Origin of the sequence: Rhodococcus sp. TAF43 (genome assembly GCF_052113525.1) — a bacterium.
GTDB lineage: Bacteria > Actinomycetota > Actinomycetes > Mycobacteriales > Mycobacteriaceae > Prescottella.
Genome location: NZ_JBFRDL010000050.1, coordinates 1 through 25,358, shown reverse-complemented (window position 1 = coordinate 25,358; position 25,358 = coordinate 1). Strand labels below are relative to the sequence as shown.

General features: G+C 68.0%; 20 protein-coding genes and 1 pseudogene. 16 read left to right on the top strand and 5 right to left on the bottom strand.

Features of this window, described 5'->3' with window-relative positions; translation table 11 throughout:
* The first annotated feature begins 52 nt into the window (after positions 1-52).
* Entirely contained in the window at positions 53-532 is a 480-nt protein-coding gene (locus AB4Z09_RS24055) for a DUF6098 family protein (RefSeq protein ID WP_442240823.1), read from the top strand.
* 507 nt (positions 533-1,039) lie between these two features.
* Here the strand turns inward: AB4Z09_RS24055 and AB4Z09_RS24050 are convergent.
* Positions 1,040-2,018, bottom strand: a pseudogene (locus AB4Z09_RS24050) (NAD-dependent epimerase/dehydratase family protein).
* Positions 2,019-2,257: 239 nt separating this feature from the next.
* Here AB4Z09_RS24050 and AB4Z09_RS24045 point away from each other — a divergent pair.
* On the top strand, positions 2,258-2,437 hold the full coding sequence (locus tag AB4Z09_RS24045; protein ID WP_114722808.1) for a tautomerase family protein: 180 nt from the start codon (positions 2,258-2,260) through the stop codon (positions 2,435-2,437).
* An 8-nt stretch (positions 2,438-2,445) separates the two neighbouring features.
* Here AB4Z09_RS24045 and AB4Z09_RS24040 read toward each other — a convergent pair whose 3' ends face one another.
* The 3 genes from AB4Z09_RS24040 to AB4Z09_RS24030 form a co-directional block, all read right to left on the bottom strand.
* Entirely contained in the window at positions 2,446-3,183 is a 738-nt protein-coding gene (locus AB4Z09_RS24040) for a transglutaminase-like domain-containing protein (protein ID WP_174910628.1), read from the bottom strand.
* Positions 3,184-3,256: 73 nt separating this feature from the next.
* Positions 3,257-4,045 carry a helix-turn-helix transcriptional regulator gene (locus tag AB4Z09_RS24035; RefSeq protein ID WP_174910625.1) on the bottom strand — a complete coding sequence of 263 codons (789 nt, stop codon included), beginning with the start codon at positions 4,043-4,045 and terminating at the stop codon, positions 3,257-3,259.
* A gap of 25 nt (positions 4,046-4,070) precedes the next feature.
* On the bottom strand, positions 4,071-4,565 hold the full coding sequence (locus AB4Z09_RS24030; protein ID WP_114722880.1) for a MarR family winged helix-turn-helix transcriptional regulator: 495 nt from the start codon (positions 4,563-4,565) through the stop codon (positions 4,071-4,073).
* A gap of 150 nt (positions 4,566-4,715) precedes the next feature.
* On the opposite strand from AB4Z09_RS24030, the gene AB4Z09_RS24025 reads away from it, so the two are divergent.
* Positions 4,716-5,483 (top strand): dioxygenase family protein, encoded by a 768-nt coding sequence (locus AB4Z09_RS24025; protein ID WP_114722881.1) that lies wholly within the window; start codon positions 4,716-4,718, stop codon positions 5,481-5,483.
* A gap of 6 nt (positions 5,484-5,489) precedes the next feature.
* On the opposite strand, the gene AB4Z09_RS24020 is transcribed toward AB4Z09_RS24025, so the two are convergent.
* Complete coding sequence (locus AB4Z09_RS24020; RefSeq protein WP_174910623.1) at positions 5,490-5,948, bottom strand: peroxiredoxin; 459 nt, start codon at positions 5,946-5,948, stop codon at positions 5,490-5,492.
* Positions 5,949-6,006: 58 nt separating this feature from the next.
* Here AB4Z09_RS24020 and AB4Z09_RS24015 point away from each other — a divergent pair, with 58 nt between their 5' ends.
* The 13 genes from AB4Z09_RS24015 to AB4Z09_RS23955 form a co-directional block, all read left to right on the top strand.
* Positions 6,007-7,608, top strand: coding sequence for an anthranilate synthase component I (locus tag AB4Z09_RS24015; RefSeq protein WP_174910620.1), 1,602 nt, complete (start codon positions 6,007-6,009; stop codon positions 7,606-7,608).
* Complete coding sequence (locus tag AB4Z09_RS24010) at positions 7,601-8,335, top strand: TIGR02234 family membrane protein (protein ID WP_174910617.1); 735 nt, start codon at positions 7,601-7,603, stop codon at positions 8,333-8,335. The genes AB4Z09_RS24015 and AB4Z09_RS24010 overlap by 8 nt, the downstream gene beginning before the upstream one ends.
* A gap of 79 nt (positions 8,336-8,414) precedes the next feature.
* Complete coding sequence (trpC, locus tag AB4Z09_RS24005; RefSeq protein WP_174910614.1) at positions 8,415-9,224, top strand: indole-3-glycerol phosphate synthase TrpC; 810 nt, start codon at positions 8,415-8,417, stop codon at positions 9,222-9,224.
* Between the two features lie 61 nt (positions 9,225-9,285).
* A complete protein-coding gene (trpB, locus tag AB4Z09_RS24000; RefSeq protein WP_114722814.1) occupies positions 9,286-10,605 on the top strand; it encodes a tryptophan synthase subunit beta in 1,320 nt (439 codons plus the stop codon).
* On the top strand, positions 10,602-11,405 hold the full coding sequence (gene trpA / locus AB4Z09_RS23995) for a tryptophan synthase subunit alpha (RefSeq protein WP_114722815.1): 804 nt from the start codon (positions 10,602-10,604) through the stop codon (positions 11,403-11,405). The genes trpB and trpA overlap by 4 nt, the downstream gene beginning before the upstream one ends.
* 5 nt (positions 11,406-11,410) lie before the next feature.
* Positions 11,411-12,406 carry a prolipoprotein diacylglyceryl transferase gene (gene lgt, locus AB4Z09_RS23990; RefSeq protein WP_442240822.1) on the top strand — a complete coding sequence of 332 codons (996 nt, stop codon included), beginning with the start codon at positions 11,411-11,413 and terminating at the stop codon, positions 12,404-12,406.
* On the top strand, positions 12,403-12,672 hold the full coding sequence (locus AB4Z09_RS23985) for a hypothetical protein (RefSeq protein WP_441346773.1): 270 nt from the start codon (positions 12,403-12,405) through the stop codon (positions 12,670-12,672). The genes lgt and AB4Z09_RS23985 overlap by 4 nt, the downstream gene beginning before the upstream one ends.
* Before the next feature lie 268 nt (positions 12,673-12,940).
* Complete coding sequence (gltB, locus tag AB4Z09_RS23980; protein ID WP_442240821.1) at positions 12,941-17,524, top strand: glutamate synthase large subunit; 4,584 nt, start codon at positions 12,941-12,943, stop codon at positions 17,522-17,524.
* Positions 17,517-19,022 carry a glutamate synthase subunit beta gene (locus AB4Z09_RS23975; protein ID WP_442240820.1) on the top strand — a complete coding sequence of 502 codons (1,506 nt, stop codon included), beginning with the start codon at positions 17,517-17,519 and terminating at the stop codon, positions 19,020-19,022. The genes gltB and AB4Z09_RS23975 overlap by 8 nt, the downstream gene beginning before the upstream one ends.
* 72 nt (positions 19,023-19,094) lie before the next feature.
* Positions 19,095-20,513: a pyruvate kinase gene (pyk, locus tag AB4Z09_RS23970; protein ID WP_174910605.1), complete on the top strand. Its 1,419-nt coding sequence runs from the start codon at positions 19,095-19,097 to the stop codon at positions 20,511-20,513.
* Positions 20,514-20,522: 9 nt separating this feature from the next.
* The gene (locus AB4Z09_RS23965; protein WP_174910602.1) at positions 20,523-21,425 is read left to right on the top strand and encodes an acyl-CoA thioesterase II; all 903 of its coding nucleotides are present in this window, start codon (positions 20,523-20,525) and stop codon (positions 21,423-21,425) included.
* A 93-nt stretch (positions 21,426-21,518) separates the two neighbouring features.
* Complete coding sequence (locus AB4Z09_RS23960) at positions 21,519-23,372, top strand: ABC transporter ATP-binding protein/permease (RefSeq protein ID WP_442240819.1); 1,854 nt, start codon at positions 21,519-21,521, stop codon at positions 23,370-23,372.
* A 428-nt stretch (positions 23,373-23,800) separates the two neighbouring features.
* A partial coding sequence (locus AB4Z09_RS23955; protein ID WP_442240818.1) for an ABC-F family ATP-binding cassette domain-containing protein occupies positions 23,801-25,358 on the top strand: 1,558 nt, incomplete at its 3' end.

Genomic DNA, 25,358 nt, shown 5'->3' with positions numbered 1-25,358 from the left:
CGGAAGAGTATCGGGAGGTCTTCGTGCAGGTGCGGGTTCGGAGGGCACCGTCGTGAGCGGCGCGGTTTCGAATCGGGAGCCGCCGGGGGCGCCGCTCGTCGCCATCACGACATTGGCCGAACTGGTCGCCCTCACGGCGTCGACCCACGGCATCTTCCTGCGCTACTCGACCGGTCCCGCCCGCGATGCCGCCGACTGCCGGAGCCGGGACCGGGAATCGGGAATCGACATGCCGGGACTGGTCGTGACACCCCTTGCGCCCGAACCGTGGTGGCCCGGGTCGGCCGAGGAGTGGATGGCACRACGCCTCCACCGCTGTTGTGGTCTCGGCGAACAGGCTCGCGGTCGACAGAGCCCGGAGTCGGACTGCTTTGCCTGGCTGCTGACCGGCACCGTCATCGGTCACAGTCTGGATCTGGAACCACTCGTCACGCATTTCCGTCCCTTGGCGCGAATCCACCCCGCGGTACTCGAGGAGGCGGCCCGCCTGTACGAGCAGCAGTTCTTCCCGTCCACTCGATCCGAGCAGTAGGACTCGGCCGGATCCCATACGCAGTCCCCGAGTTGGAAGGCAATTCCGATGAAGAAGATCATCGCCACCGCACTGGTAGGTGCGGGCGCCGTACTCACGCTGACGGGCGTGCGGAGACGACAACGACGACAGCACCGACACGACGATGCAGACGTCGATGGAGATGCCGGTGACCACGGGAGAACGAGACCGACGAATCCGCCCCCACGTCGGTCACATCGACCGAACAATTGGGGACCTTCGATCAGGCGAAGCTCGATGCGTTCGTGGTCGCGTTCCGAACCGGCTACTCGGATCTCTCGGAGGACCGCGACGACGACAGCATCGAGAACATCGTCATCGCATCGTGCAACGACCTCGCCAACGGAATCAGTGAAGAGCAGGTGACCGAGAAGATTCGTGTGCTGGCGGCCAACAAGGGGGGCCGAGCCGTCGCAGGATCAGGCCGAGCAGATCTACCACATCGTCACACCGGCCTGCCCGTGACGCCGGCGGCCGGCGTCCGTCTCAGTCGTCCCGCTGTCCCGTTCCCGTCGACAGTTCGTGCAGTCGGCGTGAGACGGAATCGCCGGCCAATGGGGGAGTCGGAAGGCCCGCACCCGACCGGAGTCCGCCGAGGAAGGTCTCGAGAGTCTCACGCGGAGTGAACCGCGGCTGCCAGTCGAGTTCGGTTTCGGCCCGCGTGCTGTCCAACAGTGGCAGCTGGAGGACGGTGTCGAGCAGTCCGGGGGAGGCGGGGAGCACCCGAAGGTGCCACGCCGGTGACGTCGCGAGTCGCAGCGCGCGGCGCGGTATCGGAACCGGGCGAGCGCCGAGAAGTTCCGCGAGGTACCGACCGTCGACAGCCGGCATCGACGCCAGGTTGAAGGCGCCCCGGACCGGGCGAAGTGCCGCCCGGACGATCGCCGCCGCGGCGTCGCTCGTGTGCAGGACCTGGGCGTTCAGCCCATCGACCAGCGGGACTGCGGGAACCAGGCCGCGGCGAACCAGACTGCCCGGTACCAGAGGCCCGGCGAACAATCGGCGCTGCTCGGTGGCCGACCGCCGCTTGAACAAGAAGCACGGGCGAATCCGGACCACTCGCGTCTCCGGATGGCGGAGTTCCTCCGCGTCGAGCCAACGCTCGAGGTAGGCCTTCTCCATGGGGTATGCGGCGCCCGGCCAGCCGTGCGTGGGCCAGTCCTCTGCATACACGGATGGCGCCGAGGACGTTGTTGTTCCAGGTGACTTCGGGCCTGTGAGTGGGCTGAAAGAGCCACGCGAGATGGATGACGACGTCGGCGCCGCGAACGAGGCCGCGGATGTCGTCGGTGGTGGTATCGGCCACCACGAATCTCGTTTTCGGGTAGGCCAACTCGGTCGGACGCCGGGCGGCGCCGACGATCTCCCCGATGTGCCCGGCAGTGCTCAGCGCTTCGACGACGCTGGTGCCGACGTTTCCCGTCGCGCCGATGACGACCACCCGTAGAGCCCGATCGGTATCCATGGTCGGGAATTACCCGTTTCCGTCGTCGGTAATCATGCGCCGACGACGTTGCACCCGGAGCGGATCGGTCGGGAGAGGGTGTACTGGTCCCGATGGGGAAGGAACTCCTGAGCTTTCGCCTTGATCCCCTGGACGATGAATCCCCAGCTGTCCTCGTCGCCCGCCAGCACGGCGTGCAGCACCAAACATTCGCGGTCGCGCCTGCTTCTGCGTGCCCGGCGTTTGACACAATCTCCGGCATGCCGTTGATTCAGATCAGCCAGACGCCGGGACTCACCGCCGAGCAGAAGCGCGAGACCATCGCCGCCGTCACCGAGGCGTATGCCGAGGCGACCGGCAAGAACGCCTCCTCGGTGTGGGTCACCATCACTGAGGTGCCGCGCGAGCACTGGGGCGTCGGAGGCGAACCGCTGGGCTGATCTCGCGCTCAGGACCCGTCAGGCGCCGACGCCTCGCTTCTCGGGAGAGAGGCGCAACCGCGGAGCGAAGCGACCCTACGGTTCATTACGTGCCGGATAACCCGCTGGTACAGCAGGTTTCGGATTCCGCTGAGGTTGGTCCCGTGCTTTCGGTAGAACGCGTCCGGATTGTCGTACGTGCCGAGATCGCGGTTCACTCCGGTCTTCTGAATCGCAGTGTCGGTGCCGGTCCACGCGACCGGCGGGTCACCGATGTCCTCGGTCCCTGCACCGAAGCCGAGGAATGCGCCGCCCGACGCGACCGTGTCGCGTAGTCCGGTCAGGTAGTCGGCATCCAGGATGACGCCTTCCAGCTCGACCCACCGGTCTTCGAACCGGACCTCCGCCCAACTGTGGAGGATGTCCCGAGGCGCCAGACGGTAGAGAATTCCGTCGAGGACGCCCTTCTGCAGACTCTTGTCGATGGTCGCCCCGTGGAACCGGCAGGGCACGTCGACGGCCCGCAGTAGGGTCATCAAGAGCGTGGTTTTGGTGTTGCACTGGCCGTAGCCGTCTGCGAGCACCTCGGAGGCTGCCAGTGCGTCGGATGAGTTGTACCCGAAGCCGATCTCGTCCCTGACGAAGTCATAGACCGCGCCGATGCGGATTCCGTGGGGCAGATCGCGCCATCCGCGCTGTGCGATCAGCGCCTGAATCGAAGGGTGGTCGTAGTCGAGGAGGGGGGTGGGTTGCAGTCGAACGTCCATGACCCGAACGTATGCGGAGTGGGCATCGGAAGACTTGAACGTTGCGGCTGACTTTCCCCGCGAGCGCCCCCGGTCAGGAGGTGCCCTCCGGCCACGCGTCGCGGTCGACCGTCATGCCCAGAAGGGCCGACGGGCTCAGACCGAAATTGTTCTTGAACACCCGACTGAGGTGCGAGGAGTCGCTGAACCCGGCCGCCACGGCGGCCTGAGTCAGGTTGTCTCCGAACGTCACTCGCTCGGTCACGGTCCGCAGACGGACCCACAGTGCGTAGCGTCGGAACGGGATGCCCACTTCGAGCGTGAACAGGTGGGTCAACCGCGAGGGGGAAAGGTGCGCCTCGGCGGCCGCGCGCGCGAGCGTGGGCTGTATACCGGGGGTCTGCTCCAGGTACCGCAGTGCCGCGCGCACCGGTTCGGACAGCCGGGCGGGCCGCTGTGGCGTTTCCGGGGTGATGGCCCGAACCAGGCTGTCGACGGCGGTCACGGGGTCCGCGTCGTCGGCGTGCTCGGTGGCGATGCGCTCGAGCACGGCCTCGAACTCCTGGCCGCGGCTTCGCTCACCGATGAGGCCGAGGCCACGACCACGCGGCCCGAACGGCTCGACGAGGATCAGGAGCAGGCGGCGCGAGGTGCAGTGGAGCCGGTGTGGTGCACCGCTCGGAACGATCGCGGCGGCGGTGTGATGGTGGTCGTCTTCGAACTCGAGGACGAAGGGTTCGTCCAGGGAGATCATCACCTGAACGGCGTGGTGCGCGTGCAGATCGGCGTCACCGCCGGCACCACGGTAGAGAACCGCCCCGGGCGTCAACGTGAGCAGGCCGCCCCACGGGAGGTGCGCAGGCGCCGTCTTGTTCATCGACATGGCCGCGAGCGTCGTGTGGCCTGCCCTAGGCCTTGCCGGTGCCCGCGGCGATGCCCTTGTCGAGTTGATCGACGAGCGCCTTGCCCAGCGACGACAACTGGGCCACCTGGGCGGAATCGAGTCCCTCGAACACCAGCGCCTGCACGGTGTCGACGTGTCCGGGCGCGGCCTCGACCACCTTCGCGTAACCCTCGTCGGTCAGGACCGCGAACGCGCCCCGCGTGCCGGTGACGGTTTCGCGGCGCGCCCAGCCCCGCTTCTCCAATCGCGTGACGACGTGCGAGAGGCGCGAGAGCGAGGCGTTGGCCTGCTGCGCCAGTTCCGACAGTCGCAGCCGCCGGTCCGGTGCCTCCGACAGCACGGCGAGGACGAAGTACTCGAAATGCGTCAGGTCGGAGTCACGCTGCAGTTGGGTGTCCAGCGCTGCGGGCAGTCTCGTGACGAGGGAGACGAGGGTTCGCCAGGCGTCCTGCTGGGCTCCGGTGAGCCACGTGGTCTCGGTGTTGTCCTGCGCGCCCATCGGGTCGTTCTCCGATCGCTGAAAGTCGGTGTTCGGGTACCAGCGTGTCAAACGTCCGCCGCGGCCCGCTGGTCGGGGAATAGCAGACGACCGGGCGCGTTCAGTCACATGTTAACTTGAAGCTTCAACAAAGGAGTTCATGTGACCGTCATGCCTGCGATCTTCCTCAGCCACGGCGCGCCCCCGCTGGTCGACAGTGAGCGGTGGGTCCGCGAGCTCACGCAGTGGTCGTCCGACCTGCCGCGTCCCACGGCGATCCTCGTCGTCTCGGCCCACTGGGAATCGGCGCCGCTCACCATCGGCGCAATCGAGACCGGAACGCCGCTCGTCTACGACTTCGGCGGATTCCCGCGCCGGTTCTATGAGGTGACCTACGCCTCGCCCGGTGCGCCGGAACTGGCCCGCCAGGTCGCCGCGCTCATGCCGGACAACGAACCGGTCTACCACCAGCCGGATCGCGGCCTCGATCACGGCGCGTACGTGCCGCTGACGGTCATGTATCCGGACGCGGACGTGCCGGTCCTGCAGATCTCGATGCCGACCCTCGACCCGCAACGACTGCTCGAACTCGGGCGGCGTCTGCGCCCGCTGCGCGAGCAGGGTGTGCTGATCGTCGGTTCCGGCTTCACGACGCACGGGCTGCCGTTCCTGCGGGACCCCTCGCCGGAGGCGACGGCCCCGGGCTGGTCGGCCGAGTTCGACGCGTGGGCGGGGGAGCGGTTGGCAGCCGGCGACGTCGACGCCCTGATCGACTTCCGCGCCCAGGCGCCCGGAATGCCGTATGCGCACCCGACGATCGAGCACTTCGCTCCGCTGTTCGTCACCCTGGGTGCATCGAACGACCCGGAGCAGACGCCGCAACAGATCATCGACGGCTTCTGGATGGGCCTGGCGAAGCGGTCGATCCAGGTGGCCTGACGGGCGTCAGGCCCGGCTGCGGACGAGCTCGAGCGCCCGGTCGGCGTGCAGGTTCGGCCGCACCTCGCTCGCGATCACCTCGAGTACCGTGCGGTCGGTGTCGATGACGAACGTGGTCCGCTTGACCGGCGTGATCTTGCCGAGCAGTCCGCGCTTGACGCCGAACCGCTCGGCGACGGTGCCGTCGACGTCGGCGAGCAGCGGGTAACCGAACGACTGCGCGCGGGAGAAGCTCGCCTGCTTGTCGACGGTGTCCCGGCTGATGCCGGCCACGACGGCCCCCGCGGCGGCGAAGTCGGCGGACAGATCCCGGAAGTGGCAGGCCTCGGCGGTGCACACGGGTGTCGATGCGGCCGGGTAGAAGAACAGCACGAGCGGTCCGCCGGCGAGCAGCGACGTCAGCGTCCGACGTGTGCCGTCCTGGTCGGGCAAGTCGAATTCGGGCGCGAGCTCACCGGGCTTCATGTGCGCCGACGCTACCCGCGGGCGCGGGCGGAATCGACGTTCCTGGGATGATGGGTGCATGCGCGGCGAGTCCACCACCATCCCAGCAGCTACCTCGGCAGTTCCCGGCGAGGCGCCCCGGCACGATTCAACCACCACTCGTGAGCAGTTCCGGGCTCTCGCGGCGGAGCATCGTGTGGTTCCCGTCATCCGAAAGGTGTTGGCGGATGCCGAGACTCCGCTGTCGGCCTACACCAAGTTGGCCGGCAGCCGGCCGGGCACCTTCCTGCTCGAGTCGGCGGAGAACGGCCGGTCGTGGTCGCGCTGGTCGTTCATCGGCGCGGGCAGTCCCGCGGCGTTGACCGTGCAGGACGGCGAGGCCGCCTGGTTCGGCAACGTCCCGGTGGGCGCTCCGTCGGGCGGTGACCCACTGGAGGCGCTGGGGCGGACCCTCGAACTGCTGCGCACCGAGCGTCTGCCCGATCTGCCGCCACTGACCGGCGGAATGGTCGGATTCCTCGGCTACGACGCCGTCCGCCGGCTCGAGCGCCTGCCCAGTCATGCCGTCGACGACCTGCAGATTCCCGAGATGGTGATGCTGCTCGCCACCGACCTGGCCGCGGTCGACCACCACGAGGGCGCGATCACCCTCATCGCCAATGCCGTCAACTGGGACGGTTCCGACGAGCGCGTGGACGCCGCGTACGACGACGCCGTCGCGCGACTGGACCGGATGACCGCTGCGCTCGCCGCGCCGGCTCACTCGACGGTCTCGACGTTCGCCCGCCCACAGCCCGACTACCGTCGCCAGCGCACTACCGAGAGCTTCGGTATCGACGTCCGCCGGCTGATCGGTGAGATCGAGGCCGGCGAGGCCTTTCAGGTGGTTCTCTCGCAGCGCTTCGAGATGGATTGCGCTGCAGAGCCGATCGACGTCTACCGGATGCTGCGGGCCTCGAACCCGAGCCCGTACATGTATCTGCTGCAGGTACCCGGCGCGGACGGGAACACCGCGTTCTCGATCGTCGGGTCGAGCCCCGAGGCGCTCGTCACCGTGAGTGAGGGTGTGGCGACCACCCACCCGATCGCGGGCACGCGGTGGCGCGGCGCCACCGAGGAGGACGACATCCTGCTCGAGAAGGACCTGCTCGCGGACGAGAAGGAGAACTCCGAGCATCTGATGCTCGTGGACCTCGGCCGCAACGACCTGGGCCGGGTGTGCGAGCCGGGCACGGTGAAGGTTCACGACTACCGCCACATCGAGCGCTACAGCCACGTGATGCACCTGGTGTCGACCGTGACCGGACGTCTGGCGGAGGGCAAGCACGCGCTGGACGCGGTGACCGCCTGCTTCCCGGCCGGCACGCTGTCGGGTGCGCCCAAGGTTCGGGCGATGGAACTGATCGACGAGCTCGAGCCGACCCGCCGCGGAATCTACGGTGGCATCGTCGGATACCTGGACTTCGCGGGCGATGCGGACACCGCGATCGCGATCCGCACCGCGTTGATCAAGGACGGCACCGCGTACGTCCAGGCGGGCGCCGGCGTGGTGGCCGACTCGGACCCCGTCTACGAGGACACCGAGGCAAGGAACAAGGCGATGGCGGTCCTGAGCGCGATCGCCGCGGCACAGACGTTGCGGTCCTTCGGGGACCGTTCGGAGGTGAACACCGGTGAGTGAGAACGAGTCCGGCGGCCGGAACTCCGGCCGCCGCGCGACCGGGGTGGCGGCGCTGCTGCTCGCGGTGGCAGCGGCGTGCCTGTGGGGCTCGTCGCGGATGACGTGGGTGACGGTGACGTCGTCCGACGGGCTGGGCGAGGATCGCGTGACGAACCTCGACGGCGGCACGTGGGCCGCCGCGACCACACCGCTGGCGCTCGCGCTGGTCGCGGCGATCGCGGCCGCGTTCGCGGTGCGCGGGTGGCTCGTGCGGGTGCTGGGCCTGCTGGTCGCGGTCGTCGCGGTGGTCGCCGCGATTCCCGCGATCGGCCTGCTGACCCGTGGTGCGTCCGACGAGAAGGCTGCGGACATTGCCGGATTCGAGCGGGTCGCCACGCAGGTGACGGCGACCGAGGTCACCGCCCTGCCCGCGGTGCTGGTGCTGGTGGGCTCGGTGGTCGCACTGGCGGCAGCCTTCGCGCTCATCCGGAAACCGGCTGCGACGGGCGGACTCTCGTCCAAGTACGACAGCCCGGCGGCCCGCCGCGACGCTGCCGCCAAGCGCGGCGCCGTCGACAAGACGGACGAGCCGCAGACGCAGCGCATGCTCTGGGATGCGCTCGATGCCGGCGAGGACCCCACCGTCGACGACGGTGACAGGGCTGCCGGTGCTGGTGAGTCAAGCCCTTCGGCGACGGATGTGAGCAAGGACACCGGCCAGTCGGGTACCCGCCGGGAGACCGAATAACCCCGACCTCTAGGCTGAGTCAAGATCCGATGAGGTACCTCACACATCGGTTGACATGCCGGAAAGGACTCGAGCCACGATGACCGTTCTCGACTCGATTCTCGACGGGGTGCGCGCCGATGTCGCCGCCCGCGAAGCCGTTCTCGACCTGGCCGCCGTCAAGGCTGCCGCTGCCGCAGCGCCTCCCGCGCTGGATGCCGCCGCGGCCCTGCGCGCCCCGGGCATCGGCGTCATCGCGGAGGTGAAGCGCGCTAGCCCGTCGAAGGGTGCACTCGCCGACATCCCGGATCCTGCCGTGCTCGCGTCTGCGTACGAGGCCGGTGGGGCGCGGATGATCAGCGTGCTCACCGAGGAGCGTCGCTTCCATGGTTCGCTCGCGGACCTCGACGCTGTTCGCCGGGCCGTGAACATCCCGATCCTGCGCAAGGACTTCATTGTCGGCCCCTACCAGATCCACGAGGCGCGTGCGCACGGCGCGGACGTCATCCTGCTGATTGTCGCGGCCCTCGAGCAGCATGTGCTCGCGTCGCTGCTCGACCGCACCGAGTCGCTCGGGATGACCGCGCTGGTCGAGGTCCACACCGAGGCCGAGGCGGACCGCGCACTCGAGGCCGGCGCCAGCGTCATCGGCGTCAACGCGCGCAATCTCAAGACCCTCGAGGTCGACATGGACACGTTCGGGCGGATCGCTCCGGGCCTGCCCACGAATGTCGTCAAGATCGCCGAGTCCGGCGTCCGCGGCACCGCCGACCTGCTGGCGTACGCGGGTGCCGGCGCGGACGCGGTCCTCGTCGGCGAAGGTCTGGTGACCAGCGGCGACCCGAGGACCGCTGTTTCCGATCTGGTCACGGCGGGCGCGCACCCGTCGTGCCCCAAGCCGGCTCGCTGAGTCGTCGGCCGCCAGCGGACCCGACCACTCGTTCTCGTCGGGGTTGGGGCAGACTGGGGACGTGAGTTCACGCAATGAGGCCCTCGTCTCCAAGGGCGGGAATCTGCCCCCCGCCAGCGCCGGTCTGACCGAGCGCTCCACCCACGAGCCCGATCCCGGCGGCCACTGGGGTGTGTACGGCGGACGTCATGTCCCCGAGGCGCTGATGGCGGTGATCGAGGAGGTCACCGCCGAGTACGACAAGGCCCGCGGGGACGACTCGTTCCTGGACGAGCTGGATCGGCTGCAGCGCGACTACACCGGTCGCCCGTCCCCGGTCTTCGAGGCCACTCGGCTGCGCGAGTTCGCCGGTGGGGCCCGCATCGTGCTCAAGCGGGAAGATCTGAACCACACCGGATCTCACAAGATCAACAATGTGCTCGGGCAGGTACTGCTTGCCAAGCGCATGGGTAAGACCCGGATCATCGCGGAGACCGGTGCCGGCCAGCACGGTGTGGCGACGGCGACCGCGTGTGCGCTGCTCGGTCTCGAGTGCATCGTCTACATGGGTGCCGTCGACACCGCCCGGCAGGCGCTCAACGTGGCCCGGATGCGTCTGCTCGGCGCCGAGGTCGTGTCGGTCGAGACCGGATCGGCGACGCTGAAGGACGCGATCAACGAGGCGTTGCGCGACTGGGTCACCAACGCTGATCGGACCTACTACTGCTTCGGCACCGCGGCCGGTCCGCACCCCTTCCCGATGATCGTGCGCGACTTCCAGCGCATCGTCGGTCTCGAGGCGCGCGCACAGGTGCAGACGCTGACGGGCAGGCTGCCGGACGCCGTCGTGGCGTGTGTCGGCGGTGGCTCGAACGCGATCGGCATCTTCCATGCGTTCATCGACGATCCGGCGGTCAAGCTGGTCGGCTACGAGGCCGCCGGCGACGGCGTCGAGACCGGTCGGCATGCAGCCACCTTCGCCGGCGGCACCCCGGGCGCCTTCCAGGGCGCGTACTCGTACCTGCTGCAGGACGAGGACGGCCAGACCATCGAGTCGCATTCGATCTCGGCCGGCCTCGACTACCCGGGTGTCGGACCCGAGCACGCCTACCTCAAGGACACCGGTCGGGCGTCGTACGAGCCGATCACCGACGCCGAGGCGATGGACGCGCTGCTGCTGCTCTCGCGACGCGAGGGCATCATCCCGGCGATCGAGTCGGCGCACGCGGTGGCGGGCGCGCTGAAGCTGGGTCGTGAACTGGGCGACGGGGCGATCATCGTCGTGAGCCTGTCCGGCCGCGGCGACAAGGACATGGACACCGCGGCGCAGTGGTTCGGCCTGTTCGACAAGGACACCGCTGCCGACGCCGCCGATTCGAGCAAGGAAGGTACGGCCAAGTGAACCAGCGAGATTCACGCCTGGCGCCCACGTTCGCGAAATGTCGCGAGGAGAACCGCGCCGCGCTCGTCGGCTACCTGCCGGCCGGTTACCCGGACGTCGCCGCGTCGATCGACGTCTACAAGACGATGGTGGACGCCGGCTGCGACATCATCGAGGTCGGCATCGCGTACTCCGATCCGGTGATGGACGGCCCGACCATCCAGTCGGCTGCCGAGACCGCGCTGCGCAACGGAGTGCGCGTGCGTGACGTGTTCACCGTGGTCGAGCAGATTGCGTCGGTGGGCGGCAACGCGGTCGTCATGACGTACTGGAACCCGGTACTCCAGTACGGCGTCGACCGGTTCTCGCGCGACCTCGCGAACGCGGGTGGCCTCGGGTTGATCACCCCGAACCTGATCCCCGAGGAGGCCGGTGAGTGGATGGAGGCCTCCGAGGAGCATCACCTGGACCGGATCTTCCTCGTTGCGCCGTCCTCTACCGAGGAGCGGCTGGCGATGACCCTAGAGGCGAGCAGCGGGTTCATCTACGCGGCGTCGACGATGGGCGTGACCGGTGCGCGTGACGCGGTGTCGTCGATGGCGCCGGAACTCACCGCCCGGATCCGTGCCCACTCGGACATCCCGGTCGGTGTCGGCCTCGGCGTCCGGTCGGGCGCGCAGGCCGCCGAGATCGCGGCGTACGCGGACGCGGTCATCGTCGGATCCGCCATCGTCTCCGCGGTGGAGCAGGGCCTGGGTGCGGTCCGCGCCCTCACCACGGAACTCGCGGAGGGCGTGCGCTCGGCTACCGTGGCCCAGTGACTTCGATGGCGACTTCGACGCAATTTCTCGCGTACATCCCCAGCCCACCGCAGGGGGTGCGGTACGTCGGACCGCTGGCCCTGCGTGCCTACGCGCTCTGCATCATCGTCGGCATCGTCGTGGCGATCGTGTGGGGCGACCGGCGATGGGTGGCGCGCGGCGGTGAGAAGGGCACGGTCCTCGACATCGCCGTCTGGGCGGTGCCGTTCGGTTTGATCGGTGGCCGGCTCTACCACGTCATGACGGACTGGCCGACGTACTTCGGTGCCGGCGGGAACCCCGTCGACGCGCTGAAGATCTGGCAGGGCGGCCTCGGCATCTGGGGTGCCGTGGCCCTCGGCGCCGTCGGTGCGTGGATCGGTTGCCGACGCCGGGGCATCCCGCTGCCGGCGCTGGGCGACGCGATCGCGCCCGGCATAATCCTGGCGCAGGCCATCGGCCGACTCGGCAACTGGTTCAACCAGGAGCTGTACGGCCGCGAGACGACGGTCCCGTGGGGTCTCGAGATCTACGAGCGCACGGATGCCGCGGGACGGGTCGACACGCTCAACGGTGCATCCAACGGCGTCGTGATGCAGGTGGTTCACCCGACGTTCCTCTACGAACTGGTCTGGAACCTGCTGATCGTCGTGCTGCTAGTCGTGGTGGACCGCAGGTTCAAGATCGGTCACGGCCGGCTGTTCGCGCTCTACGTGGCGGGATACTGCGCGGGCCGTTTCTGGATCGAGCTGATGCGGTCGGATCACGCGTCCGAGATCCTGGGCATCCGGGTGAACTCGTTCACGTCGGCCCTCGTGTTCGCAGGCGCCGTCGCCTACTTCGTTCTGGCGAAGAAGGGGCGTGAGAATCCGGAGGATCTGCAACCGCGCAGCAGTCGCACCGACCGAACGGTCGGAGCCGCGGCGCCCGCAGTCGATGAGGACTCCGTCACGAGTCCCGATCACACCGACCGCGACCGCAGCGACAGCGACAGCACCGACAGCGGAAGGGAGAAGAAATGACTGAACCCACCGAGTTCGACGACGGGTTGGTCGAACCCACTTCGCCGCCGGAGTTCGGCGCGCCTTTCGATTACGACGCGACAGCCGACGCCTCCATGACGGAGTCGACGTCGGGCACCTCGGCGGTTCCGCCGTCCGGAAGCGGAGCGGCCGGACCGGGCTGGGACACCTTCTCCGGGGTCGGTAACGGCCCGGGGTGGGGAGCCGGGCCGAGCTATCCGCCCCCGCCCGGCGATCTCGAGCCGACCGAGTCCGACCGGACCTGACGTACTCGAACCACACCGCCCGTGCCGATATCGGCACGGGCGGTGTGGCTTTTTCGGCATCGCTTCGGGTGGCGATGGCGCGGTAAACTGACCCGGCCGGGTGTGGAACTCGGCAACCTTCACGGGTCGACAGCAATGCCGGTGGACCCCGATCAACGCAGTCAGCACCCGTAGTCGGCGACCCCCATGAGGGAGTCGCCCGAGAAGTGCGTGATGCGCGAACAGGTGGTCGCGGTCGGGACGTACGTGGCCGGTGTGGAGGTGTTCGGTGCTGTTTTCTCGGCAACCAGATTCCGGTGGCCTCTACGTTTCCGATCGCGAATCGGATTCGTGCGGCGTCGCGATGGTCGCCGATGTCGAGGGCCGCCGTTCGCACGCGATCATCGCCGACGCGCTGCTCGCCCTCGAGAACCTCGAGCATCGTGGTGCTGCGGGCGCAGAGGTCAACAGCGGCGACGGAGCGGGGATTCTCATCCAGCTGCCCGGCGACTTTCTGCGTGAGCTGTCCGATTTCGAGCTGCCTGCGCCGGCGCCGGACGGATCCTCGACGTTCGCCGCCGGAATCTGCTTCCTCCCCATAGAGGCCGACCTGCGCGCGGCAGCGCGACGTCGGGTGGAGGCGATCGCCGAGCGCGAGGATGTCGAGATCCTCGGTTGGCACGACGTCCGGGTGGACCCGATCGGGGCCGACATCGGCGCGACGGCCCGGTCCTGCATGCCGTACATGACGTATCTCTTCGTGTCCGCGCCGCCGGTGAACGGCGTCCGACCCGCTGGGCTCGAGCTGGATCGGCGGGTGTACGGGCTGCGTAAGCGTGCCGAGTTGGTGACGCCGGAGGTCGAACAGGCCGGGACCGGTGTGTACTTCCCATCGCTGTCGAGTCGGACGATGACGTTCAAGGGCATGCTGACCACGGAGCAGCTCGGGTTGTACTTTTCCGATCTGCGGGACCGCCGCATTGCGAGCGCGATCGCCATCGTGCACAGTCGGTTCTCGACCAACACGTTTCCGTCCTGGCCTCTGGCACACCCGTTCCGGTATGTCGCGCACAATGGGGAGATCAACACCGTGCGCGGGAACCGGAACCGGATGCGTGCGCGGGAGGCGATGCTGCGCAGCAATCGCATCCCGGGTGATCTCGAACGCCTGTACCCGATCTGCACGCCCGAGGCGTCCGATTCGGCGTCGTTCGACGAGGTTCTGGAGCTGCTGCACCTGGGTGGCCGGTCGCTGCCGCACGCGGTGTCGATGATGATCCCGGAGGCGTGGGAGAACCACACCGCGATGGGTGACGACCGTCGCGCCTTCTACCAGTTCCACGCGTCGTTGATGGAGCCGTGGGACGGGCCCGCCTGCATTACGTTCACCGACGGCACCGTCGTCGGCGCCCTGCTCGACCGCAACGGCCTCCGTCCGGGACGGTGGTGGCACACCACCGACGGGCGCGTCGTGCTCGCCAGCGAGAGCGGGGTGCTGCCGATACCCCAGTCGGATGTGATCGCGAAGGGACGACTCGAGCCGGGGGTGATGTTCCTGGTCGACACCGCCGGCGGCCGCATCGTGCCCGACGACGAGATCAAGTCACAGCTCGCGGGCCAGCGGCCCTACCGGGAGTGGCTCCACGCCGGCCTGCTCGAGTTGCGCTCGCTCCCGAGCCGGGGGCGTATCCCGCACGACCACGAGTCGGTCGTGCGGCGACAGCAGGCGTTCGGGTACACAGAGGAAGAGGAACGTGTTCTGCTCGCGCCGATGGCGACGTCGGGCGGAGAACCTCTCGGATCGATGGGCACCGACACTCCGGTAGCGGTGCTCTCGCAGCGTCCGCGGCTGCTGTACGACTACTTCGTCGAGATGTTCGCGCAGGTCACCAACCCGCCGCTGGACGCTATCCGCGAGGAGATCGTCACGTCGCTGCGGCGAGTGATGGGCCCGGAGCAGAACCTCCTCGAGCCGACGGCGGCGTCGTGTCGCCAGCTTGTACTGTCGTGGCCCGTCCTCGACAACGACGAACTCGGCAAGATCATCGACATCAACGCCGACGGCGACTGCCCGGGGTTCGCGGCGACCGTCCTGCGGGCGCTGTACAGCGCCGACAGCGGCGGAGCGGGCATGGCCGAGGCGATCGAGGACCTGCGGGCGGCGGCCAGTGCCGCCATCGCGAACGGTTATCGGACACTGGTGATCTCCGATCGCGACTCCGATCACCTCCGGGCACCGATCCCGTCGCTGCTTGCCGTGTCCGCGGTCCACCACCACCTGGTGCGAACCAAGGAACGCACCAAGGTCGCGCTCGTGGTCGAGACCGGCGACGCCCGGGAGGTACACCACATCGCGTTGCTGATCGGGTTCGGCGCGGCGGCGGTCAACCCCTATCTCGCGATGGAGACGATCGAGGACCTCGTGGCAGAGGGGGAACTGACCGGCGTGGAATCCTCCGTCGCAGTGCGCAACTACCTCACGGCACTCGGCAAGGGCGTCCTGAAGGTGATGTCGAAGATGGGGATCTCTACCGTCGGGTCGTACACCGCCGCACAGGTTTTCGAGGCGATCGGTCTGTCCCACGACGTGGTCGACGAGTACTTCACCGCCACGGTCAGCCGCCTCGGTGGGGTCGGTCTGGACGTGCTCGCGCGGGAGGTGGAGCTGCGGCACCGGCAGGCGTACCCGGAGAGCCCCTCGGCGCAGGTTCACCGCCGGCTCGACGTGGGCGGCATCTACCAGTACCGCCGCGACGGCGAACTGCACCTGTTCACACCGGAGACGGTGTTCCTGCTGCAGCACGCGACCCGAACGGGCCGGGCCGACGTGTTCGAGCGGTACAGCGCGGAGGTGGACCGCCTCTCGGCGGAGGGCGGCACCCTGCGCGGACTGTTCGAGTTCCGTCGTGGACTGCGACCGCCCGTCCCGCTCGACGAGGTCGAACCGGCCGAGGCCATCTTCACCCGCTTCAACACCGGCGCCATGAGCTATGGCTCGATCTCGGCGGAGGCGCACGAGACCATCGCCGTCGCGATGAACCGGATCGGCGGGCGGTCGAATTCCGGGGAGGGCGGCGAGGACGTCGACAGGCTGCACGACCCGCGGCGGCGGAGCGCCGTCAAACAGGTCGCGAGCGGGCGATTCGGCGTGACCAGCGACTACCTCGTCAACGCGACCGACGTCCAGATCAAGATGGCGCAGGGCGCCAAGCCGGGAGAGGGCGGGCAGTTGCCCGCGTACAAGGTGTATCCGTGGATCGCGCGGACCCGGCACTCGACGCCCGGCGTGGGGCTGATCTCGCCGCCGCCACACCACGACATCTACTCGATCGAGGACCTGGCCCAGCTGATCCACGATCTGAAGAACGCGAACGATCAGGCTCGTGTGCACGTCAAGCTGGTCAGCTCCGTCGGGGTCGGCACGGTTGCCGCCGGTGTCAGCAAGGCGCACGCCGACGTCGTACTGATCTCCGGTCACGACGGTGGTACCGGTGCGTCCCCGCTGACGTCGCTCGAACACGCCGGGCTGCCGTGGGAGATCGGGCTCGCCGATGCGCAGCAGACGCTGGTGCTCAACGGATTACGTGACCGGATCACGATGCAGTGCGACGGCGGCCTGCGCACCGCGCGGGACGTCGTCGTGGCGATGCTGCTCGGCGCGGAGGAGTACGGATTCTCCACGGCGCCGCTGATCGCGGCGGGCTGCATCATGATGCGGGTGTGCCACCTCGACACCTGCCCGGTGGGGGTGGCGACGCAGAATCCCGAGTTGCGCAAGCGGTTCACCGGCAAACCCGAATTCGTCGAGGACTTCTTCCGATTCGTGGCCGAGGGCGTGCGCCGGTACCTCGCCGAGTTGGGCTTCCGCAGTGTCGACGAGGCGGTGGGGCATCCGGAGATCCTCGAGACCGCGGTCGGGGTGGCGCACTGGAAGAGCCGGGGACTGGACCTGAGCCCGATCTTCGCCACGACCGAGTCGCTGCCCGGTGTCGGCATTCCCCAACGGCGGTGCATGCGTGCGCAGGACCACGGACTCGACCTCGCGCTGGACCGCACGCTCATCCAGTTGGCCGAGGGTGCCCTCGAGGATGCGCTACCGGTGCGGTTGGAGCTGCCGGTTCGCAACGTCAACCGGACGGTCGGGACGCTTCTGGGGTCGGAGGTCACCCGACGCTACGGTGCTGCCGGTCTGCCCGACGACACCATCCGGGTCCAGTTGGAGGGATCCGCCGGTCAATCGTTGGGTGCGTTCCTGCCGCCGGGAATCACGATCGACCTCGTCGGCGACGCCAACGACTATGTCGGCAAGGGGCTCTCGGGTGGTCGCGTCGTGATTCGGCCCGCGGACGACGTGCTGTTCCTGCCGGAGACCCAGGTGATCGCGGGCAACACGCTCCTCTACGGGGCGACGGCGGGTGAGGCGTACCTGCGGGGGCGGGTGGGCGAGCGGTTCTGTGTGCGGAACTCGGGTGCGGTGGCGGTCGCCGAGGGTGTCGGCGATCACGCGTGCGAGTACATGACCGGGGGCCGGGTCGTGGTGCTCGGGCCGATCGGCCGGAACCTCGCCGCGGGCATGTCGGGCGGGATCGCCTTCGTCCTGGACGCTGATCTGTCGAAGATCAACCCGGCAATGGTGACGTTGCAGGCGCCGAACGGTGACGATCTCCAATGGCTGCGGGTGGTGGTGGAGCAGCATCTGCGGTGGACGGGTTCCGCGGTGGCGGCGTCGGTGCTGGCGGACTGGCCACGGCGGTCGGCGCTGTTCACCAAGGTGATGCCCGTCGACTACCAGCGGGTGCTCGAGGCGACCCGGATGGCGCGGGCCGAGGGGCTGGACGTCGATACCGCGATCATGGAGGCGGCACGTGGCTGATCCACAGGGTTTCCTACACGTCACCAAGCAGGAGGCGCGCAAGCGTCCGGTGGAAGAACGTGTCCACGACTGGCGCGAGGTGTACGAGTCGCAGTCGGCCGAGGAGCGTGCCCGGGAGGTGTCCGAGCAGGCCAGTCGGTGCATGGACTGCGGGATCCCGTTCTGTCACTCCGGGAGTGCCGGGTGCCCCCTGGGGAACTTGATTCCCGAGTGGAACGACCTGGTTCGCCGAGGTCGCTGGGGTGCGGCGGCAGACCGGTTGCACGCGACCAACAACTTCCMGGAGTTCACCGGACGGGTGTGCCCGGCACCCTGCGAGGCCGCGTGCGTCCTCTCGCTCGCCGACACCCACACCACCGGCAGCGTCACGATCAAGCGGATCGAGCAGGCCATTGCCGACGCCGCCTGGGAGAAGGGTGCGGTGGGGCCGGTCCTGTCGGCCATCGGTACCGGCCGACATATCGCCGTCGTCGGTTCGGGCCCCGCGGGACTTGCTGCTGCGCAACAACTAACTCGTGTCGGGCACGAGGTGACCGTGTACGAGCGCGACGACCGACTCGGCGGGCTGCTGCGGTACGGGATACCCGAGTTCAAGCTCGAGAAGGCGATGGTGGACCAGAGGCTGACCCAGATGAGAGTGGAGGGAACGCATTTCGTCACCGAGGTCGAGGTGGGTATCGACTTGCCGGTGTCCGCGCTGCGGGAACGGTACGAGGCGGTCGTGCTCGCGACGGGCGCACTGCAGGCGCGCGACAACCGCGACGTCGTGGGCCGGGAGCTGGACGGCGTGCACCTGGCGATGGAGTATCTCGTCGCCTCCAACCATGAGTGCGAGGGTGACGGGCCGACGCCGATCAGCGCGCGTGGCAAGCACGTGGTGATCATCGGTGGTGGTGACACCGGAGCCGACTGCCTCGGGACCGCGCACCGGCAGGGCGCGCTGTCGGTCACCCAGCTCGACTATCACCCGGCCCTACCGACCGAACGGGACGAATCCTCCACGCCGTGGCCGGCATGGCCGATGGTGCTGCGCACGTCCCCGGCGCACGCGGAAGGCGGTGTGCGCCGGTACGAGGTCGCGGTTCAGCGATTCCTCGGTGACGCCGACGGGCGCGTGCGGTCGATGATCCTGGCGGAGGTACGGCTGGGGCGCGACGAATCGGGGCAGAGGGTGATTCGTCCGGTCGGTGAGGTGATCGAACTTCCTTGCGACCTAGCGCTTTTCGCGATCGGCTTCGAGGGTGCCGAACACGGCCCGTTGCTCGACGATCTCGACCTCGGTACCAACCGGCGGGGTTCGCTCTCGTGTGGATCCGATTGGCAGACCGCGACGCCCGGTGTGTTCGTGTGCGGCGACGCGCACCGGGGGGCCTCGCTGGTGGTGTGGGCCATCGCGGAGGGGCGGTCCGCAGCACGGGGCGTCGACGCCTATCTGACCGGGAGTTCGGAGCTGCCCGCTCCCGTGCATCCGACTGCGCTCCCGCTGACCGTCGTCTGACGCTCATCTGGACGTCACGGGGCGTTCTCCTGCCGAATAGAGTTCGTTCCTCGCATTGACTAGGCTTTGCTCGTGACCCGACGCACGAAGATTGTCTGCACACTTGGCCCTGCGACTGCTACCGGCGACCGCGTACGTGAACTCGTCGAGAGCGGGATGGACGTAGCGCGACTGAACTTCAGCCACGGCGAACATTCCGATCATGAGGACAACTACCGACGGGTGCGTGAGGCGTCCGAAGCAACGGGACGCGCGGTCGGCATCCTCGCCGACCTGCAGGGACCGAAGATCCGCCTCGGCCGGTTCGTCGAGGGCAAGACGTACTGGGCGACCGGGGAACAGATCCGGATCACGGTCGAGGACTGCGAGGGCACGCACGACCGTGTCTCGACGACGTACAAGCAGCTCGCGCAGGACGCGCAGCCCGGAGACCGGTTACTCGTCGACGACGGCAAGGTCGGCCTGGTGGTCGAGGCCGTCGAGGTCGACGACGTCGTCTGCCGTGTCACCGAGGGCGGCCCGGTCAGCAACAACAAGGGCGTGTCGCTGCCCGGCATGAACGTGTCGGTGCCGGCAATGTCCGAGAAGGACATCGAGGATCTCGAGTTCGCGCTGTCGCTGGGCGTCGACTTCATCGCGCTGTCGTTCGTGCGCTCGCCGGCCGATGTCGAGCTGGTACACGCCGTGATGGATCGGGTCGGCCGCCGCGTCCCGGTCATCGCGAAGCTCGAGAAGCCCGAGGCGATCGAGAACCTCGAGGCCGTCGTGCTGGCGTTCGATGCCGTCATGGTTGCCCGCGGCGACCTGGGCGTCGAACTGCCGCTCGAGCAGGTTCCGCTGGTGCAGAAGCGCGCCATCCAGATCGCGCGTGAGAACGCGAAGCCGGTGATCGTCGCCACACAGATGCTCGAATCCATGATCGAGAACTCGCGGCCCACTCGCGCCGAGGCGTCGGATGTCGCGAATGCGGTGCTCGACGGCGCGGACGCGGTGATGCTCTCGGGCGAGACGTCGGTCGGCAAGTACGTGATGGAGACGGTGCAGACGATGGCCCGGATCCTCGAGGCCGTCGAGACCGATCCGGCGCGCGTCCCGCCGCTCACGCATGTGCCCCGCACCAAGCGCGGTGTCATCTCCTACGGTGCCCGTGACATCGGTGAGCGTCTCGATGCGAAGGCGCTGGTGGCGTTCACGCAGTCCGGTGACACGGTCCGCCGGTTGGCGCGCCTGCACTCGCCGCTTCCGCTGCTGGCGTTCACACCGCTCGAAGCGGTGCGCCGCCAGTTGGCGCTGTCGTGGGGCACCGAGACGTTCATCGTCGAGGCGGTCGCCTCGACCGATCAGATGTTCACGCAGGTCGACCACGCGCTGCTCTCACTCGGTCGCTACAACAAGGGTGACCTCGTGGTCATCGTCGCCGGCTCGCCGCCCGGCACAGTAGGCTCGACCAACCTGATCCACGTGCACCGGATCGGGGAGGAAGACCACTAGAAGGGGGCAATGCGGGTGACCGACGCGGGGGCAGGGGTACGTCCGACGAGATCGGCCGATCTGGAGACGCTGTTGGCGTTGCTGGATCTCGAGCAGATCGGCGAGGACACCTACCTCGGTCGGCATCCCGCGCAGGTCGGCAGCCGCACGTTCGGTGGCCAGTTGGTGTCGCAGGCGTTGGTCGCGGCTGGGCGGACGGTCGAGGGAGACCGTCCGATCCACGCGATCAACGCCCACTTCATCCGCGGTGGTGACGTCAAGGCGCCGATCGAGTACCGCGTCGACCGACATCGCGACGGGAGGGCGTTCGCGAACCGTCAGGTCACCGCGTACCAGGACGGCAACGTGCTGTTCTCGATGTTCGCCGCGTTCCAGGACTGGGGCAAGGGCCTCGAGCACAGCGTCGACATCCCCGACGTCGCCGGTCCGGAGTCCCTGCCGTCGATCGGGGAACACCTCGTCGGGTACGAGGACCGGCTTCGGATGTTCGTCGATGCGCTCAAGCCGATGGAGATGCGCTACGCCAACGACCCGACGTGGGTGCTCAAGGGCACCGGCGAGCGACTCAACCACAACCGGGTGTGGATGCGGGCCGACGGGGAGTTGCCTGACGAGTCGTGGGCGCACACCGCGGCGCTGGCGTACTCGTCGGACACCACGGTGCTGGACTCGATTCTCACCACCCACGGACTGTCGTGGGGTCTGGACCGCATCGTCGCCGCGACGGTCAACCATTCGATCTGGTTCCATCGCCCGTTCCGCTTCGACCAGTGGGCGCTGTATGCGACCGAATCGCCGGTTGCGGCCGGTTCGCGAGGTCTGGCGACCGGTCGGTTCTTCGCGAGCGACGGGCAGTTGATTGCAACTGTCGTGCAGGAAGGCGTCATTCGGCACTTTCCGGCCCGGCGCTGAGCCGGTTCGGTCATGAGCCTCCTCGGTCATCGCGGGGGCGGATAGAATTCTGGTTCTCGATTCACGGCACGCCATCCCTGATGGGGGAGCCTCATGCGAAACGAATCGATCGACTGGAACAACGAAGTCGTGGCCAGTTTGCTGTGGACCTCGAAGGCGTTCGCTATCGGCCTGGTCTGCTTCGTGGTGATCGGCGCCTTGCTCGCGCGGCACACCAGGTGGGGTCGGCAATTCTGGCGAATCACCGGAGGCTACTTCTCGACTCGGGACAGCTGGCGACCGTGGTCGCTGATCGTGGCGTTGCTGTTCCTGACGATCCTGGGAGTCCGGGTGATGGTGTTGCTCTCGTACCAGAGCAACGAGATGTACACCTCGCTGCAGTTGATTGCGCAGGGTCTCGAGGCCGGCGATGCGGCCATGCTCGACGGCGCGAAATCGATGTTCTGGCGATCGATCGTGGTGTTCACGGTGCTCGCAACCGTGCACGTCGTGCGGACGCTGCTGGCCCAGTACGTGGGGCAGGCACTCGAGATCCTGTGGCGCACCTGGCTCACCGATCGGGTCACCACCGACTGGCTGGGCGGCCGCGCCTACTACCGCGGCAGGTTCATCGACAAATCCATCGACAATCCGGACCAGCGGATCGAGGCCGACATCACCGAGGTGGCGAACACCACGCAGACCCTGTCGATGGGGCTGGTCAGTTCGGTGGTGACGGTGGTGTCCTTCACCGGGATCCTGTGGGACCTGTCCGGTCCGATGGAGATCCTCGGGGTCGAGATTCCCCGGGCCATGGTCGTGCTCGTCTACGTATACATCCTGACCGCCACCGTGATCGCCTTCTGGATCGGCCGGCCGTTGATCGCGCTGAGCTTCCTGAAGGAGCGGTTGACGGCGAACTTCCGTTACGCCCTGGTGCGTCTGCGCGACAGCGCCGAGAACGTCGCCTTCTACCGCGGAGAGGGCGTAGAGAAGCGCGGACTGCTCGGCAGGTTTGCCGGGGTGATCGTCAACGCGTGGCAGATCGTTTTCCGGACACTGAAATTCAACGGGTTCAACCTGGGCGTCAGCCAGGTCTCGGTCGTGTTCCCGATCGTCATCCAGGCGCCGCGGTTCTTCGCCGGCACCATCACCCTCGGCGATATCACCCAGAGCACACAGGCGTTCGGCCAGGTGTCGGACGCCCTGTCGTTCTTCCGTCAGTCGTACGACGTGTTCGCCGGCTATCGGGCGAGCCTGATCCGGCTCAACGGACTGCTCGACGCCGACGAGAAGTCCCGGCAACTCCCGGCCATTCGCACGGAGGGACACGACGGTTCGGTGGAACTGGACCAGGTGTCGGTCCGCACACCCGACGGACGACTGTTGATCGACGACCTGGACGTGCACCTCGAACCGGGCGAGGCGTTGCTCGTGAAGGGGCCGTCGGGCAGCGGCAAGACGACGCTGCTGCGTGCCCTCGCCGAGATGTGGCCGTTCGTCGACGGCCGGGTGCGCCGCCCGATCGGACAGGGAGCGCTGTTCCTGTCCCAGTTGCCGTATCTCCCGCTCGGGGACCTGCGCAGTGCCGTCGCCTATCCGGCGACTCCGGACGACCTGGGCGACGCGCGGATCGTCGAGGCCCTGCAGTCCGTCCAACTCGGCAACCTCGTCGGCCGTCTGGACGAGGAGGCGGACTGGGCGAAGATCCTGTCACCCGGCGAGCAACAGCGCATCGCCTTCGCCCGAATCGTGTTGATCCGCCCGCAGGCCGCGTTCCTCGACGAGGCGACGTCGGCGGTCGACGAGGGCCTCGAGTTCGCGCTGTACCACCTGATCCGGGAGCGGGTGCCGGACTGCATGCTCGTCAGCGTCAGCCACCGCAGCACCGTCGACCAGCACCACACCCGCCAGCTGGAACTGCTCGGCGACGGTCCCTGGCGCTTGTCGGCGGTGACGGTGAACTGACCCGATCGGTCGACGCTGACCTGGCTGTTGCGGCGGTGAACGGCCGAGGGCAGTGCGGTGACGACTCCCGGCGGGTGATACGGTCCGATCGTGCTTATCGAGGTCGACAGACTCTAGCCGCCGAACCATCGGCGGCCAACTTTGTGTGCGCTGCGCATCTACGCGCACGAGTCGGCCATTCTTCGTGCCGGACCATCTGGTGTCGGTCCTCGGCCTGTGGTTCGGATCCGCGATCGCCCGCTCCGCCCGTTCGGTGTGCCCAAGACGCGCACCGAGCCGACGGGTTCCGCGGCGCTCACCACCAGAGTCAGTCAGCCGCGCGGTGATACCTGCTCGGTCGTGTTCGTCCGCCTCGGGTCTGTGGAGTAGACGCAGATCCGGCGGGCCGCCGCGCCGATCGGATTGCCTTGCATACAAGGAGACAGAACATGTCAACGTCCGTCAAACCCGCGATCACCTTTCGGGACCTCACGTTCGAGTGGCCTGACGGAACAGTCGCGCTCGCAGGACTCTTCGGCACCATCGGTTCCGGTCGCACCGGACTGGTCGGCGACAACGGAGCAGGGAAGTCGACACTGCTGAAGCTGATCGCCGGAGTGCTCACACCCACGTCGGGACAGATCACGACGTCGGGCGATGTCGGCTATCTGCCGCAAACCCTGACGCTCGACCGGCAGACGCGACTGGCCGCGCTCCTCGGAATCGCCGACAAGCTGGCGGCGCTCCGTGCGATCGAGGCCGGGGAGGTCGACGATGTTCACTTCGAGGCGATCGGCGACGACTGGGACATCGAGACCCGCGCCGCTGAGGCGCTCGGTGAGATCGGCTTCTCCGCCGCTGATCTCGACCGACGAGTCGGACAGATATCCGGTGGCGAGGCCATGCTCGTCGCAATCACCGGGCTGCGCCTTCGGCACACACCGATCACGTTGCTCGATGAGCCCACCAACAACCTCGACATGTCGACTCGCGTAAAACTCGCAGAGCTGGTCGACACCTGGCCGGGAGCGCTCGTCGTCGTCAGCCACGACGTGAACCTGTTGGAACGTATGGACGACACCGCCGAACTCCACGCCGGTCGGGTAGGCGTCTTCGGCGGGCCCTACAGCGCGTGGCGCGAGCATCTCGGCCGCGAGCAGGCAGCGGCGGTTCAGGCAGCCCGATCGGCGGAACAAGCACTCAAAGTCGAGAAGCGGCAACGCGTCGAGGCCGAGACGAAGCTGGCGCGCCGGGAGCGGACCGCTCGGACAACCCAGCAGAGCGGGGGCATCCCGAAGATCCTGGCGGGAAATCGCGCGAGCAAGGCACAAGCATCGGCCGGTGCCATGCGCACCGGGCTCGACGCGAAAGTGCAGGCCGCCAAGGCGGCAGTCGATGCGGCCGCCGCACGCGTTCGGGCCGACGAACATATTCATCTGGGACTGCCGGATCCCGACGTTCCGCGCAGCCGGCGGATCGCCGAACTTCGCGGAACGAATCGTACTGTCCAGGTGCAGGGCCCGGAACGGCTCGCGGTCACCGGACCCAACGGTGTCGGCAAGACGACCCTGATCGAGGGGCTGGTCTACGGACGGCCAGCGGCACCGGGTCGTCCGAGCGGGACCTTGTTCACTGACCGAGTGGGGTACCTCCCACAACGTCTCGACGGGCTCGACGACGAGGCCGGCGCCCTCGACAACGTCCGTGCGGCGGCGCCGACCATGTCGTCGGGTGCTATCCGTAATCAACTGGCCCGCTTGCTTCTTCGAGGTGACAGCGTGGACCGCCCAGTATCCACCCTTTCGGGTGGAGAGCGCTTCCGTGTGTCGCTCGCGAAGCTTCTCCTGGCAGATCCGCCGGCGCAGATTCTGGTCCTCGACGAGCCGACCAACAACCTCGACATCCGCAGCGTCGACCAACTGGTCGATGCGCTGCGCGACTATCGGGGTGCCGTTCTGGTGGTCAGTCACGACACCGCGTTCCTCGAGCGTCTCGAACTCGACAGGG